The organism is Chitinophagaceae bacterium (assembly GCA_016717285.1).
Taxonomy (GTDB): Bacteria; Bacteroidota; Bacteroidia; order Chitinophagales; family UBA10324; genus JACCZZ01.
This window is the reverse complement of the sequence record JADKFU010000005.1, coordinates 1,296,034-1,311,184: the sequence shown is the minus strand read 5'-3', so window position 1 is coordinate 1,311,184 and position 15,151 is coordinate 1,296,034. Positions and strand designations below refer to the sequence as shown.

General features: G+C 42.2%; 8 protein-coding genes. 2 read left to right on the top strand and 6 right to left on the bottom strand.

Annotated elements, in window-relative coordinates:
• Nucleotides 1-189: 189 nt before the first annotated feature.
• Together IPO83_15240 and IPO83_15235 are read left to right on the top strand one after the other, a co-directional pair.
• Entirely contained in the window at nucleotides 190-2,958 is a 2,769-nt protein-coding gene (locus IPO83_15240; GenBank protein ID MBK9732607.1) for a sulfatase-like hydrolase/transferase, read from the top strand.
• Between the two features lie 277 nt (nucleotides 2,959-3,235).
• Nucleotides 3,236-4,675 carry an amidohydrolase gene (locus IPO83_15235; GenBank protein ID MBK9732606.1) on the top strand — a complete coding sequence of 480 codons (1,440 nt, stop codon included), beginning with the start codon at nucleotides 3,236-3,238 and terminating at the stop codon, nucleotides 4,673-4,675.
• Nucleotides 4,676-4,824: 149 nt separating this feature from the next.
• Here the strand turns inward: IPO83_15235 and IPO83_15230 are convergent, their stop codons facing one another.
• From IPO83_15230 to IPO83_15205, 6 genes are all read right to left on the bottom strand, one after another.
• A complete protein-coding gene (locus IPO83_15230) occupies nucleotides 4,825-5,415 on the bottom strand; it encodes a Pr6Pr family membrane protein (protein MBK9732605.1) in 591 nt (196 codons plus the stop codon).
• 96 nt (nucleotides 5,416-5,511) lie between these two features.
• Entirely contained in the window at nucleotides 5,512-7,662 is a 2,151-nt protein-coding gene (locus tag IPO83_15225) for a T9SS type A sorting domain-containing protein (GenBank protein MBK9732604.1), read from the bottom strand.
• 43 nt (nucleotides 7,663-7,705) lie between these two features.
• Nucleotides 7,706-9,247, bottom strand: coding sequence for a TolC family protein (locus IPO83_15220; GenBank protein ID MBK9732603.1), 1,542 nt, complete (start codon nucleotides 9,245-9,247; stop codon nucleotides 7,706-7,708).
• A 53-nt stretch (nucleotides 9,248-9,300) separates the two neighbouring features.
• The gene (locus tag IPO83_15215) at nucleotides 9,301-12,435 is read right to left on the bottom strand and encodes a multidrug efflux RND transporter permease subunit (GenBank protein ID MBK9732602.1); all 3,135 of its coding nucleotides are present in this window, start codon (nucleotides 12,433-12,435) and stop codon (nucleotides 9,301-9,303) included.
• Nucleotides 12,436-12,462: 27 nt separating this feature from the next.
• Nucleotides 12,463-13,605, bottom strand: a complete 1,143-nt coding sequence (locus IPO83_15210; protein ID MBK9732601.1) for an efflux RND transporter periplasmic adaptor subunit — start codon at nucleotides 13,603-13,605, stop codon at nucleotides 12,463-12,465.
• Between the two features lie 219 nt (nucleotides 13,606-13,824).
• Nucleotides 13,825-14,949 (bottom strand): AI-2E family transporter, encoded by a 1,125-nt coding sequence (locus IPO83_15205; GenBank protein ID MBK9732600.1) that lies wholly within the window; start codon nucleotides 14,947-14,949, stop codon nucleotides 13,825-13,827.
• Between the last annotated feature and the right edge of the window lie 202 nt (nucleotides 14,950-15,151).

Genomic DNA, 15,151 nt, shown 5'->3' with positions numbered 1-15,151 from the left:
TCAATACATAAGCTCGTGATAATGAAAAAAGTGCACTTATCCACCACCAACAGCACAAACTGTCGTTCAGAGACCATGATTTTTTTTTATTATTGTGTCTTGAAAACAGACTGTTTTTCCGTAAAAATACGGCAGTGGCCTATCAGTAAATGATTGTCGGCCATTCAAACCCAAAAGACAACTTTTCATATGAAGCATATCTACGCCCTTTTCATTGGCATCTTCTCCTTACTTCCTTTTTCAAATAACCTAAAAGCGGATTGTATCTTAAATGCTCCTGTAGTTACCATATCTGCCACTACAGCGTGTTCAATTTCCTTTTCATGGGTTGGAGATCCTCAAACAGATCACTATACTGTAAGCTACAGGAAAGTAAATTCACCCTGGCAACCGGAAATAGCAGTATCCAATCAGACCTCCTGGACCTTCAATAATTTATTGCCGGGGACGTACTATGCAGTGGAAGTGATTCCCTATTGCCCTAACAACAGCCATGGACCATCAGGAATCCGGTTTGCGACAACACCTTCCTGCTCCGCGCCGGAAAGTTTAACTGCTTCCCAAATCAGCGCGAATACCGCGACTATTGTCTGGTCAAATTGCGGTGACAACACAAGTTCATATGTCAGATACCGTCCTTCCGGATTGCAAGTCTGGCAAATTATACCCGCAGGAAACAAAACCAGTTTGCTTTTGTCACAATTAAACCAATCAACAGTTTATGAGTACGAAGTGAAAACCTGCGGTGAAACCGGCGAATGGTCGGCCACTAAATCATTCAAAACCCTTGCAGACGATGATTGGAAGCCAAACATTTTGTGCATTGTTCTGGATGATTGCCGCTACGATGTATTTGCACCAAACGGAGGCCCTACATTTTTTCAATCTCCCGGTATCAACAGGATTGCAACAGAAGGAGCAAGATTCGAGTATGCGTTTCCTGCACTTTCATTGTGTTCACCCAGCCGCGCTTCCATCGTTACAGGATTATATCCGCATCATCACGAAGTGATCACCAATGGTTCCTATGAATCATTTGCTTTACCAACAGTGGCCAATGTGCTTCATGATTATGGTTATTATAACGGATTCGTTGGCAAGTACGGATTTCAATCATTTCCAAACGTAACGGGCTTCGATTACTATTGTGAATCGAGTAATGACTTCTATATAGATACCTATTATGACTACAATGGTCAAATGCACGTCAAAATTCCGGGACATAAGACAGATGTGATCACCAATAAAGCTTTGGAATTCCTCAACAGTGTTCCTACCGGGAAAAGATTCCTGCTCTATGTAGACCATAAAGCACCACACGTGCCCTACACACCGCGTCCACAGGATGAAGGAATTTTCGATAATGAGACCATGCCTTTTCCTGATAATTTTAATCTCTGGACTCACAATATTCCTTCCACCTACCTTGAGTGTTATTCTACCAGCAACGACAGCGCCGATAAGTATAATCAAATGGTGAATTATTACGAATTGCTGGCTGGAGCAGAAGCAAGTATTGATACCATTCTTAGCTGGCTGGAGCACCGGGGAATTCTGGACAGCACCCTTGTGATTTTTACGAGTGATAACGGACTAATGATAGGAGAACATGAACTGGGCGGTAAGGAAATTGCGCTTGAAGAATCTATCCGGCTGCCTATGTTCATTCGTTATCCGCGATGGTTTGCTCCCGGCACAGTAATAAGTGATGAAATGGCAATGAATATTGACATTGCTCCAACCATGCTGGAAGCAGCAGGTGTACCTGACGGATTAATTACTGATGGATTGTCGATGCATGAACTGGCAAATCATACCGCTCATAGAAATGAACTGTTTTATGAATATTTCTACCGCAATAGCTGCAACCCCACTTCGACATCCGTGCGCGATTTCAACTATAAATATGTAACCAGCAGGTGCACTTCTGCTGTAGAGGAATTTTATGATCTTACTAACGACCCTAAAGAAAATATTAACCTGATCAATGCGCCTAATTACAGTTCACTCATTCAGCAATACAAATCGAAACTTGATTCTCTAAAACAGGTATACGGATATGTTCTCGTAGAAGACACGATTGAACCATGCTACTTAAAAACCCCTGATTTTTGTAATATCAATTTCCCCTGCAACGTAGAGAACTGCAATATTTTCCCGACCACTAAGATAACCGATGTATCCAGCGGCGGCGGTTGTGCTGACGGCAAAATCAAGGTAATTCCTACAGGAACTTTTAATTATAATTTCCATTTGGAATTATACGATAGTGAATCCACCCTTCTGCGTTCTGTTAATCAGCAATCTGCAACAAGTGCTTATACGTTCACCAATCTGACAGCGGGAAACTATTCGGTGAAAGTATATGATGGAGATTGTTTTGTAACTGCTTTCAATGATCTTGAAATAAAATGTGCGAAGCCATTAGCTCCCGCCACTTCAGGCATTACCGGAACATCGGCTACCATTAGTTGGTCAAACCAACCGTGCAACAGTGGTTACAAGGTGCAATACCGTGTGCAGGGTGCATCAACCTGGCTTACAGTAAAGCCCAAAACGAATATCAATATTTATCAACTTATTAACTTAACTGCCAATACTAATTATGAATGGAAGGTGTCCACAAAATGCGCGAATGCAAGTCCCACTACTTATTCTAATTATTGCGCTCTTAAAACATTTAATACCTCGCTGCGATTGGGAGGAACTGAAGCGGGTGCTCCTGCATTTTCAATCTATCCCAACCCGGCTAACGATATGATTAGTGTAAATCTTGATGTGAAAGAGACTGGCTTGTTGCAGGTGCAGGATGCTCTTGGAAGAACCATTATGGAAGAAAAATTACAGCTTAGTGAGAATGCACACAAAATAAATATCGCGATGTTATCACCTGGAGTATATCTCGTGTCCGTTAAGACTGGTTCAGGAATTTCAGAGAAATCATTTGTAAAAGAATAAAAAAAGATACCCAAACAACCTGCTTTCTCATTTTAGGATGGTCATGACTTTTATTAAAATGTCTGCATGCTATTGCAAAATACTTTCTCTTTCATAAACGCCGGCTACTTTTATTTTGATCCTCAATAGGCGGCAAGAAAATAGGTTCAGTTCATAAATAACAGCTTATTGGCAGGATCGCATTGCAATGTCAATTGAAACAGCAAAAACAATTTATCATTCGCATTTTTATAACCATGAAAGTATTTCTACTTTCATCAAACATTAAATCCTTGTCATGAAACTCAGCTATTTACTTACAGCATCAATCGTTTTGCTCGCTTCCATTCATAGCATCGGACAAAACAAAAAACTTCCCGCCAACAAAGCGGCTGTGCTTGCATCAGTTGATAAGCATCAAAAAGAGCTTACTGATATCAGTGATAAAATCTGGGGCTATGCGGAAGTTGCTTATCATGAAACACAATCATCGAAAGCACTCGCTGATTATGCGGAAGCGCAGGGCTTCGTGGTACAGCGTGGTGTGGCAGGAATTCCGACAGCATTTACTGCTACTTACGGCTCCGGAAACCCCATCATCGGAATCATGGGAGAATATGATGCATTGCCGGGACTTTCACAAAAATCACAACCAACGAAAGAAGTGTTGCTGGAAGGTGCAGCAGGTCATGGTTGTGGCCACAACATGTTTGGTCCCGGAAGTTTAGGCGCCGCACTCGCCATCAAAGAATTGATGGCGGCGGGAAAACTGAAAGGCACCATTCGGTTTTACGGAACTCCTGCAGAAGAAGATGGCGCAGGAAAAGTTTATATGGCGCGCGCCGGGTTATTCAATGATCTTGATATCTGTCTTGACTGGCATCCTGATTATGAAAATAAAGCCAACATGCAAAGTTCACAGGCTGTTACGGACTGGACTGTTGAGTTCACAGGAAAAAGTTCGCATGCCGCTGCCGATCCATGGAATGGAAGAAGTGCATTGGATGGCGCAGAATTATTTACAACCGGCGTGAATTTTTATCGCGAACATGTGAAGCCAAGTGCGCGCATGCACTACGTTTATAAAGAAGCCGGTAACGTTCCGAATGTGATTCCTGATAAGGCATCTGTATGGATCTGGATGCGTGATTCAAAACGAAGTGGTGTAGCAGTGCTGGAAGATCGCGTGCGCGAAATTGCAAAAGGCGCAGCGTTGATGGCAGGTGTGCAATACAACATCAAACTCAATAGCGGTTTGTATGAATTGCTTGTGAATGAAACGGGTGCTAAAGCATTGCAGAAAAACATGGAGTTAGTTGGCCCTATCACTTATACAGCCGAAGAAACTGCATTCGCGAAAAAAATTCAGGAGGAATATGGATTGCCTGCTAAAGGAATGAAAGGTGATATTAAACCATTGGAACAAACACGTCCTGATCCGGATGGTGGCTCTACAGATGTAGGTGATATCAGTTGGATCGTTCCTGAAATAACATTGCTTGGCGTAACAGCTCCGTTCGAATCTCCCTGGCATTCTTGGGTAGTGGTGGCTTGTGGTGGAATGTCTATCGGACACAAAGGACTTCTGTTCGCTTCCAAATCACTTGGACTAACTATGGTGGATTTATTCGAAAATGAAACGCTGCGGAATGAAATCAAAGCAGAGTTTCTGAAAAGAAAAGGCAGTGAAGTGTGGAAGCCGTTGTTGCCTGAAGGACCACCGCCCATTGAGAATTAGGAATTAGGAATTAAGAATCAGGAATTAGGGTTTGCTTGCTGAACAAGAAACATAAACCAAAGTGAAGTCGGGATCGCACTGTCAAAGATTGAATCTTTCAAACTACGCTCCGGCTTTGCCACAACAATTTAGCAATTTAACCATTCAACTTAACCGGCAAACACACGATTCATCATTTTTGCAATACCCACCATAAGCAACGACAATAACAGAAATGCAAAGAATAAAAAACAACTGTTGATCATTGCATCAGCATATCCGAGCTGTTTCACGTCAATAAACGGATACGGATAAAATCCTGATAAGGCGCCCCGAAATAAAACGAATACAAGATAAATTGCAGGATAAATCAACCATTTGAAAACATGCGTCCATGCTATTCCTGATTTGTCAGCAAAAATTATCCAGAAAAGAAATGTAAAAACCGGAATCACTGAATGCAACAACTCATCAACCGGCAACTGCAAACCCTGTGGTTGCCATAATGAACGCAGCACGAGATTATAAACTATTCCAACCACCATGATGTAAACAGTTATTGCCGTAGCTGTTTGTGCTTTCAGAAAAAAACGTCCTTGCTTTGATTCAGGTTTCAAACAGATTGTTGTAAAATAAACGGCAACAAGAATATTCGTAAGTATTGTGAAATAAGAAAAGAAACGGATGATAGTTTCAGGCAAATCTTTAACCCTGAATTGAATCATCAGGTACAGTTGCAATATCACAGCGAACCAGGCCATCGATGCTCCACACGCTGCAACAAGACGCAAGATGTTATTCCGTTGATTCACGTTTATTATTTTCAGGTGCTTTGAATAATTGAACGCCGCGCAAATTTATTGCCTGATAAATTTTACATTCATCACCTTTCCTTTAACAGTAACACGACAAAAATACATTCCAGGTGAAAGCGCTGAAATTTCAAATGGGAAAGCGGGGTTACTTTCTGTTCTAAGGGTAATTCCTAATGAATTATAAATCTCGAGTCTGTCAATCATGAGCGAAGAGGGAGTTATTGTGATAAAATTATCTGCCGGATTCGGAAATAGTGATAAATAATTTTCCGGTTGCTCAATATTTAAAGCAGCAGTTACAACCTGGCATGGATGAATGGAAGAAACACTTAGCCGTTCCACATATCCTCCATAATTCAGAAAAAGAAAAGTATCAACAAGCAAAATATCTTTTATATAGCTTTTGGTAAAAAATGTATCAATCTGCCGGAAGTGATTGGTATCGCACATATCATAATAGAAAAGGTAATTACCATATGGCCAATACATGATACTGTCATGAATCCATATTTTATCCAGGTCCCAATTGATATCCTGCACTTGTTGCAAAGGCGATGCACTGAAATGCAGATTTGCTGTATCATCCAGGTTCAGTTGAAATATCCGTCCTGAATTAAAATCGAAATCAATTCCGTTGAGAACCGGTGCGGATAGATTATACAGGAGTTGTGTTTCAGAAAAATAACAGGATAGCGGAAAGTTTACCTGTTCTGATTTAAGTAGCACGGGAGGAAAAGTGCCTGCCTGGTACAGTTGCAGTGAATCCGCTGAGCATGAATTCCGTTGAAAAAGAACATCATTGCTGAAGGCTACAAAACTGTAATCGCCCCAACCTTCATTAACAATATTATATGGATCAGAAACATCAAAAAAATTGGTTCCGTAAAAGGTGTGTGTATAAATATGATTGCCCCATAACTGCACATGCTTCAACTGAGAATTCGCATACTGCGGCAATTGATACAGTGAATCAACCTGCGGAAAATTTGAAAGCAGAGAAAGCCGCACCTGGTTGGGCGCATCCAGATCCTCTTCAAATAAAAAATTTCCATCAACCATCATCCATTCACATCTTCGCTCCATCCTGTAATCACTTTCAATGGAATTAAAATCACGCAGATGATCAAATACATAAATAGAGTCTTGACCACTTGCATAAATATTTCCATTGGCATCAATATTCAGATATGAAAACCAATCACCTACGAGGTTGTTTCGCAACAGAACATGGCTTGTATCAAGTGTAGTATATTCGTCAAACCCCTTTATGTCGCGTATAAAAACATACCCACTTCCGTCAGGAATAACTTTCACACACCATTCATCATAAACAGTATCTGTCTGCGTGATAGCCTGCTGATTCATGATGTTGTAGAAAGCAACACTCCCATTATTAAGCACAATAAGCAGTGAGTCATTCATGAGTGGAAAAGAAGAAGGATATTCGGCAGTTATCAAAGTTGAATCGATAAGTACAGGCGTCCCAACCTGTGAAATATCATACAGGTAATTCGCATGAGAAATTCCGAAATTGTAGGCATCTCCTGCATTTACCACAAGCAATTTTTCATTAGCATTTGCAGCAATAATAAGATCAGTCTGATTGGGTAAGACAATGGAGTCCAACAGTGGGAAAGATGAAGTATAAACATCAAATCGTTTGATCATTTTTCCGCCCTTATGAGCAAATAACTGACTTCCGTTTACAAACAACCGGTCGAAAGAATTTCCGATATCAAGCGTATCCGTAAGCACCGGACTTTGAGGTTGCGCGTAATTATACACCAGGCAACGCTGACTTGCGGCCACAAATACAAAAGAGTCTGCCACTGCCATATCGTTAATATAATCAAGTGCGGGCAAGTGGGAAATGATCCATGGATTCAATTGATTACTGTAATCTGTTGCATAAACGCCGTCGCGAAAAACAATAAGCGTTTCACCCATTGAAAATATTTTTCCCTGCGCATAGCTTCCAGGCAATGGTAAGAGCGATACCAATTGAGGTGATAAAGAATCTGACAAGTCCCAGGTTACAATTCCAAAGTCCGTCAGTCCGAAAAACAAACTGTCCTTTATAACGCCATCAATATAACTTCCCCGGACGAGTGGGTAATTCAACGATACGGGATGCTGAGCATATGCAGTAAAGAATTGCAGGAATGTCAGCAAAAGAAGCAAACATCTTCTCATGGATTTCGTAATTTGAAAAGATTATTACTTTCAGTTTACAATCTTACCACCCTCCTCCCAAACTCCTATACAAACTTACTGTCGAATTCAATTTACTCTGAAGCAGGAAAGATTCATTTAATTCTGCGCTGAATAGATTATCCTGTTGAATAATTACTTCTGTGTAATCAGTGTATCCAAAATTATAACGGGCTTCTGAAAGCGTAAGCGCTTTTCTTGCTGCTTCCACCTGTTGGTGAACAATGTCATATTGACGAGAATAACTTTCATAATTCTTTAACGAATTGTCTACATCAGAAAATGCTTCAAGCACTACCTCTTCGTATTGGTAGGTAGTTTGCTGCAACCGAAATTCTTCCGCTTTAGTCGCATGTTTCAGTTTTCCGAAATTAAACAACGGACCAAAAAGTCCGGCTCCACCGGCCGCAGCAAAACCGCCTGCAGTTAGAAAAGTATTTAGTTCCGGGCTTGCAAAGCCAAGCAATCCTGTTAAGCTCAGCACCGGTAAGCGATTGGCTTTGGCAACACCCACACGATCAAACTGTGCCTGCATCTGCAGGTTTGCAGAATGGATATCAGGCCGGCGTTCAAGTAATTGGGCAGGAATACCAGAAGGAATAACCGGAACAATGGTCTGTTCAATGTTACGCTGCCCACGAATTACAGTGCCCGGATTCATACCCATTAACACCCGTAAAGAATTTTCAATCTGTGTGATCTGTCTTTCAAACTCCGGAATAGCGCCGGCTGCAACATATTCCTGCTGCTCCGCCTGCAACTTATCGAGTTCAGAAACATAACCGGTATCAAAACGTGCAGTGATGATGGTTGTATTTTCATGACGGGAAATAAGCGTGCGTTGTGCAATGTCAAGCCTGTTATCCAGATCACGCAGCACAAAATAATTGGTAGCTACTTCAGCAACTAAACTTACCTGCAAAGCATTTCTGTTTTCAATCTCTGCAAGAAAATCACTTTGTGCTGCGCGTTTTGCATGCCGGAGTTTTCCCCAGATATCAATTTCCCAGCTAAGCGTACCGAAGGCCGATAAAGATCCTCCTTCCAATTGACCTATGTTTTGTGCACTCGTTCCTGCCGTTCCATACGCCGCTCCCGCCGAAAAACCAATGGAAGGATACAAGTTGGCTTTTACAATACCTGCAATTTCTCTCGACTCTTCCACACGTGCTGCCGCCGTTAACAAATTACGATTGCTGTCAAGAGTTGTTGCAATGAATCGCTGAAGCACAGTATCCTGGTACAAGGCAATCCATGTCAAATTCGTGATCGAATCATTAGAAACCTGGTTAGGATAAATGGAATCGGTTGTAACCTGTGGCTGCGTAAATTTTCCGCCCACCATACAACTGCTCCAAAATAATGTGATGAAAAGCAGGGGAAAAAAAATCTTACTCAAAAACACAAGAGCATCAGCTGTTTTTATCTTCTGCAAAAAATAGCTTTGAGTTATTTCTATCTGTGGTGATGGAGTATGCTTCGTTCCGATGAAAAATCGGGAATCGAAATGACGACGATGATTATCTGACCAGGTTATTCTCCGGCTTTGCCGCAACCCTTTAATCATTTGACCATTCAACCATTTTACAACCGGTAAATGACGAAACTGATTTGAAATTCTCATTTCTCCTGCGCCTCCATCGCCTTATGCTTCTTATTTTTTCCTTCAATCATCACATAAAATGCCGGGATCAGTATTACTCCGATGATGGTGGCAGTAAGCATTCCCGCAAAAACGGCCATGCCCATTACCTTCCGTCCTTCTGCGCCTGCACCTGATGCAGTGAGCAATGGAATTACACCCAGAATAAAAGCGAATGATGTCATAAGAATAGGACGGAACCGGAGACGTGCTCCATCAATGGCAGCGCTCACTGTCTCTTCACCGGCATCATATTTCATCTTCGCGAATTCAACAATCAGTATGGCATTCTTAGCATTCAGTCCGATCAGCATCACCAATCCAATCTGCGCGAAAATATTGTTTACATAACTCAGCGAAAAAATACCGGCGATAGCTAACCCAAGGAATGCGCCCATCACGGCCCATGGTGTTCCAAGCAATACACTGAAAGGAAGTTTCCAGCTTTCATATTGCGCTGCGAGAATCAGGAATACAAACATCAGTGCCATCAGGAATGCTGTACCACCGGTTCCTGCCGCTGCTTCTTCCTGGTAAGACATGTTGCTCCACTGGTATCCCATGTCAGCAGGTAAAGTTTCCGCTGCAACTTCTTTCAGCGCCTGCAATGCCTGCGACGAACTGTAACCGCTTGCCGGGATACCATTAATTTCAGCAGCCCGGTAAATATTAAAGTGATTGGTGTATTGCGGACCACTGGTGTCTTTTACCTGCGCAACAGTTCCAAGCGAAACCATGTCACCATCTTTGTTGCGTGAATAAAACTGCTGAAGACCATCGGGCCCCATTCGATAACCCTCATCAGCCATCACGTATGTTTTATACTGCCTTCCGAACTGATTAAAGTTGTTGACGAATGAACCGCCAAGCATGATCGAGATCGTACTGTTTACATTGTCGAGATTCAATCCGAGTTTATCGACCTTTTCTTTATCAACCTGGATACTTTTCTGCGGCACATTTGCACGATAAAGTGTATAGACTTTACCAATCTCCGGCCTTGCACCGGCAGCAGTTACAAAACGCTGCGCCTGTTCCGCGAGATACTGCGGCGTATTTCCTCCGCGATCCTGTAACATCATAGTGAAGCCCGCACCATTACCTAACCCGATGATAGGTGGCGGGCCGATAGCAATTACGGTGGCTTCAGAAATGCTCTTCATGGCGATGGCATTTATTTCTTTCGCTATTTCGTTCGCCGTCTTCTCCCGTTCCTCCCATGGTTTCAGTGTGATGAAGAAAGTTGCAGCATTAGGAGCCACCGTATTATTAAGCAGGTTATTTCCATTGATGGTGGTATACAATGCTATTTCAGGAATCTTGCTGAGGATAGCTTCAATTTTTTTTGTAGTCCCATCCGTTCGTTCAAGTGAAGCGGCATCAGGTAACAAGGTGCTGATAATAAAATAGCCCTGGTCTTCTTCAGGAACAAATCCAGATGGAATTTTCATTCCAAGCATCGCGGTAGCGCCAATAATTACTGCTAAAACAATTCCGGTGACAATAAGCTTACGAGCAAAGAATCCCGCCACTTTCACATAGCCATTGGTAAACCGATCGAACATGCGGTTGAAGGCAGCAAAAAATCTGGCAAGCCAACCTTTCGATTCTTTTTTAGGCTTCAGCAATAAAGCGGCTAAGGCAGGACTTAATGTGAGTGCATTAAAAGCTGAAAAGCAGACAGAGATAGCAATTGTGATTGCAAACTGTTGATACAATCTTCCGGTAATTCCTCCTGTGAAAGCGACCGGCACAAATACGGCCGAGAGGATGACAGCAATGGCAACAACAGGTCCTCCTACTTCCTTCATTGCTTTACTGGTTGCTTCTTTCGGAGACAAGCCGTGTTCTATATTGTGCATCACTGCTTCCACTACCACTATGGCATCGTCCACTACCAATCCTATGGCGAGCACCAATCCAAGTAATGACAGAACATTCACAGAAAATCCCAATAGCGGAAAAATCATAAATGTTCCGATAAGTGAAACAGGAACGGTTAACAAAGGTATGAGTGTTGCTCTCCAGTCCTGGAGGAAGAGGAATACAACTAAAATTACCAGGAGAACAGCCTCCAAAAGTGTGTGAATGATTTCATCGATACCTGCAGTTACCGCCAGTGTGGTATCCAAAGAAAAATCCTTTTTCATATCAGGCGGAAAACGATCTTCCAGCTCTTCCATTTTCGCTTTCACAGCTTCCGCCACAGCGAGTGCATTCGATCCCGGAATCTGATAGATGGCAATGGTGGATGCAGCAGAACCATTAATGCGGCTCGTCATAGTATAATTTTCAGTTCCCAAATCAATGCGTGCAACATCACTCATGCGAACCAATGCGCCATTGGAATTAGCTTTCAGGATGATGTTGCTGAATTGCTGTTCGGTAATCAATCGCGACTGCAGCAGCACCGTGTAGGTATTCTGAGTTCCGGCCAAGGCAGGTTCGCCACCAAAGCTTCCCCCGGGTTTAATTATGTTTTGTTGTTTCAAAGCGTTGATCACATCCTGCACAGTGAGGTTGTATTGCGATAACCTGTCGGGCTTCACCCAAACACGCATGGCATATTCAGAACCGCCGAAAACAAACACATCACCGACACCACTGATGCGCTTCAATTCATCCACAACATTGATGAAAGCATAATTGTTAAGGAACTTGGAGTCGTATGTATTATTGGGTGAAGAAAGAGATACGAGCATCATCGGAAAGGTGAGCGACTTCTTCGTGGTAACGCCCAATGCAGTAACTTCAGGAGGAAGAAAAGGTGATGCCTGAGATACACGGTTTTGCGTAAGCATGTTCGCATTATCGAGGTTGGTTCCTACATCGAATGAAACTTCAAGTCTCATCGTCCCGTCATTCGCATTCACCGATCGCATGTAGAGCATTTTTTCAACACCATTTACCTGTTGCTCAATAGGTGTGGCCACCGTTTGCTCCATGTTTACGGAATTGGCACCAGTATACGATGCATTGATCTGCACCATCGGAGGTGTGATTTCAGGATACTGTGAAATCGGAATACCTCGTAATACAATCAGCCCAAGAATCACCATCAAAATAGCGATAACCATGGCGAAGATGGGACGGCGGATGAAGAATTCACTCATATAATAAGTTTCAGGTTTGTATGAAAATTATTTACCCACGGATGTTGAGTCATAGGAATATGCATTTACTACCGGTTTAATAACCATGTTAGGTTTTATGATTGCATTTCCGATCATTGCCACCTTATCACCCGCTTTAATACCGTTCGTAATTACCCAATTACTTCCTACACGCTGACCGACTTTTACAGGTTTGGGCTTTACCATATTACTGTCGTTTACCAGGTAGGCCATGAAAATATTCTGCATCTGATTGATAGCCTGTTGAGGAAGTAGCACGGCATTCTGAATTTCAGTGGTTTTAAACCTGACTTTAACATATTGACCAGGTTTGAGAAGTTGTGTTTTGTTTGCAACCACGGCCTGAACCAGCAGTGAACCCGTGGCAGGATCTACCTCTCGATTAGCAAAATCCAGCTTGCCTGTTTCGGAAAACAAGGAGCCATCGCTGAGAATGAATTGTACTTCGAGGTTACTCAATTGTTCAACGGTCATCGTCTCTTTAAATTTAAGATAGTCGTTTTCAGAAATTGAAAACCGTACCCTCATCGCTCCTATAGCTGAGATCGTATTAATGGATGATTGTCCGAGCGATTTACCAACATAATCACCAACCTGAACTTTGGATACGCCAATGAATCCTGCGATTGGTGCAACAATTCTGGAATAACCCAACTGTGTGTTGGCATTGTTTAATCCGGCCTTTGCTGCAAGCACCGACTGTTGTTGTGCTTCATAGTTGGCTTGTGCTGCGTCCAGATCGCGTTTACTCAGTGCATTCATTTCAACCAAAGGTTTCACACGGTCCAGATCGGCCTTTGCTTTAACAAGCATCACTTCCGCCGCGGCCACCTGGGCCTGTGCGGCCTGTGCCTGGTCACGCAACTGATCATCCTGAATGGTATAAAGCAATTGTCCTTTGCTAACAAGAGTTCCCTCCCTGAAACTGATAGCTTCTACCCAACCTTCTACCCGGGGCTTAATTTCAATATCTGACTGGCCATAAGTCTGACCAACATAATCTGCATAGAGCGGAACCGTTTGCTGACCTGCCACCACCACGTTTACTTCCGGAACGAGCTCCTTTTTTTCTTCTTTTTTTGAACAAGAAAAAATCATACTGGAGGACAGCAGGAGCATAAAAGCATAATTTCCGTTTAATAATTTCATAGCTAGTTGTTGCTTTATTCAGCGGTGAAAAATAGCAAAAATTAGATTCAGATTTAGTTCATTCATATGTAAACCAAGATAAGTTTCTACCCATTTATCATCAAAACCAGCACTTAAGGCGATTGCTTTGCTTAGTATAAAACAGGGATGCTTACTCATTGTTTTTAGAGCAGTGTTCTTTTAAAAAAAATTCGAAACCGTAAATCACATCTTCATTCATCAGTCGGATGTTTCATGTTGTTTCACCCAATCTACAAACAGGTTATAACCCAATGACAGGACGATGGCACCTGTGAACAAACCAATAAACCCCGAATGAAAAAATCCACCAATAGCGCCAAGAAAAACAACCAGCATTGGCACAGGCGCTCCTTTTCCAAGCAATAAGGGTTTCAGGACATTATCAACCATACCAACCAATACCATCCACACGGTTAGCAAAATTGCGGTAGTTGTAGGAGCAACAGTCCAAATGTAAATGATAACACCTGCAGATACGGGCAACATACCCAATTGCATAACTGACAACATAAAACAAATCATTGTCCACAGGCCGGCGAGCGGTACACCAGCCATATAAATACCTATTCCGGCTAACATGGCCTGAATAAAAGCTACTCCAAGAATTCCCCTTGTTACATTCCGTATGGTGACGGTTGCAACATTTAGCATTTCTAATCCGGGAGATCCTGCAACACGTTTAAAAAAAGAACTGATAAAATTTCCACCTGAATTCGAATAGGCAAGCAACACACCGCTTACAATTACTGAAATGGCCAGGATCAAAAGACCTTTTCCGGTTGATGCGATCATTCCGAATAAACTGATAAGAATAATCTTCAGCTGGTCCTGGTATTCTATTGCAAAGCCCTGAAGATTATTAACCGCGCCACTCCAAAATTCAAAAATATAGGGACCAATTACAGGAAATGTTTTTAGCTCTTCACCAGGTAATGGTAAAGTTAGAGTGCCTCCTTTCAGGTGATCTGCAAAGGTTTTCAATTCAGATCCGGAAGCAACAAGCATCCATACAGGAGGGGCAATTAGAATCAACATCAGTATGCCTGTAATCAAACCGGCAGCAAGCTTATCCCTCTTCCCGAATCCATTCTTTAACCGGCTATACACTGGGAAAAGCGAAACAGCCAATATCACTGACCAAAGTGCAATGGTGATAAATGGCTCAAGAATATTATAACACCAGTAAAACAACAAGCCCAGTGCACCGATTTTTACCAGTAAATCAACGACAGCGCCAAGAGGGATTTTTAGCGGTTTTTTTTCTTGTGCTTCGTATTTGAAATCCGGAAGGTTTTGAATGTTGCTACTTTCATTTTCGTTCATGGATGTGAGATTTTATTTATTCATCAATTTGAAAGTTGAACATCTTTCAAGTTGAACAACTTTCAATTGGTTCATTGAAGTCCGTTCCGTGGCGCGACAAACTTCGCAATATTCACGAGAATATTTCCAGATAAATATCATTTGACATCGCGACCATCATCTAAATGAATCCTTGTATCACTTTAGTGCTATTCTATTTTAA

Excerpts from the sequence above, each read along its gene's own strand:
- IPO83_15240 (MBK9732607.1), top strand. The coding sequence starts at position 190 with ATGAAGCATATCTACGCCCTTTTCATTGGCATCTTCTCCTTACTTCCT.
- IPO83_15235 (MBK9732606.1), top strand. The coding sequence starts at position 3,236 with ATGAAACTCAGCTATTTACTTACAGCATCAATCGTTTTGCTCGCTTCC.
- IPO83_15230 (MBK9732605.1), bottom strand. The coding sequence starts at position 5,415 with ATGGCCTGGTTCGCTGTGATATTGCAACTGTACCTGATGATTCAATTC.
- IPO83_15225 (MBK9732604.1), bottom strand. The coding sequence starts at position 7,662 with ATGAGAAGATGTTTGCTTCTTTTGCTGACATTCCTGCAATTCTTTACT.
- IPO83_15220 (MBK9732603.1), bottom strand. The coding sequence starts at position 9,247 with ATGATTAAAGGGTTGCGGCAAAGCCGGAGAATAACCTGGTCAGATAAT.
- IPO83_15215 (MBK9732602.1), bottom strand. The coding sequence starts at position 12,435 with ATGAGTGAATTCTTCATCCGCCGTCCCATCTTCGCCATGGTTATCGCT.
- IPO83_15210 (MBK9732601.1), bottom strand. The coding sequence starts at position 13,605 with ATGAAATTATTAAACGGAAATTATGCTTTTATGCTCCTGCTGTCCTCC.
- IPO83_15205 (MBK9732600.1), bottom strand. The coding sequence starts at position 14,949 with ATGAACGAAAATGAAAGTAGCAACATTCAAAACCTTCCGGATTTCAAA.